2 protein-coding genes are annotated in these 750 nt (G+C 45.6%); both read right to left on the bottom strand.

The annotated features are described in order from the left end of the window. Positions 1-223 precede the first annotated feature (223 nt). On the bottom strand, positions 224-364 hold the full coding sequence (locus tag ABEW34_RS31905; RefSeq protein ID WP_430165906.1) for a hypothetical protein: 141 nt from the start codon (positions 362-364) through the stop codon (positions 224-226). A gap of 100 nt (positions 365-464) precedes the next feature. After that, a partial coding sequence (locus tag ABEW34_RS31900; protein WP_430165903.1) for a LysR family transcriptional regulator substrate-binding protein occupies positions 465-750 on the bottom strand: 286 nt, incomplete at its 5' end.

The raw sequence follows: 750 nt of genomic DNA, 5'->3' as shown, positions 1-750 counted from the left end.
TGGTTATTCATTGCATATTCCTCCTTTAGTCGTTGCGGTGAAACCTGTCGTACGATTTTGACTCATCGCAATAGTAAGGCTGCTGGAATAAAGAGTCATCAGGTCCATTCAAATTACCATTGTTATTTACAAATATACCAGAAATTTATACTCTAATTCAAGTATTCCAATTTTTATAATTTCGATAGAGTAGAGGTGGCGTGAAAAAGAGAGACGACCGCATCTATTGGCGGTCGTCTCTCCCTGTATGCCTAAGCTTTTTCATTTTGGCCATTTCCTTCATATATTGCTCCTTTTCAGCCACCGATTTTCCGCCGTGCTGCTCATTGACTTGTTTCAGTGCGGCGTCTACGTCCTTTTCCATTTTGCTGGTATCCCCACATAAATAGTAACAAGCACCCGCCTGAAGCCAGGACCATAATTCAGCGCCGTGCTCAATTATGCGATGCTGTACCCCCTAATCCTCAATGAACAAGCTCAATAAATCGGCTAGCTGTACTCGACAGCGGCAAATTGCGCATTTTCATTATGCCGACATGGGAGGGAGGCAGCTGCACATCCAATTGAATTTCGAAGAGCGAGCCTTCCTCCAGCTCCTTCGATACAAATTCCCGCGTTACATACGAAATGCCGAGTCCTCTCCGGGCAAATTCGATCAGCAGATCGACGCTGCCGACCTCGATTTCAGGCTTCAGCATATAACCGAAGCTTTGAAAAAGCTCTGTTATGGCCATTCGCGCCCGGCTAGTG

This window comes from Paenibacillus algorifonticola (genome assembly GCF_050481745.1).
GTDB classification, from domain to species: Bacteria; Bacillota; Bacilli; order Paenibacillales; family Paenibacillaceae; genus Pristimantibacillus; species Pristimantibacillus algorifonticola_A.
This window is presented reverse-complemented; position numbering and strand designations above follow the sequence as displayed.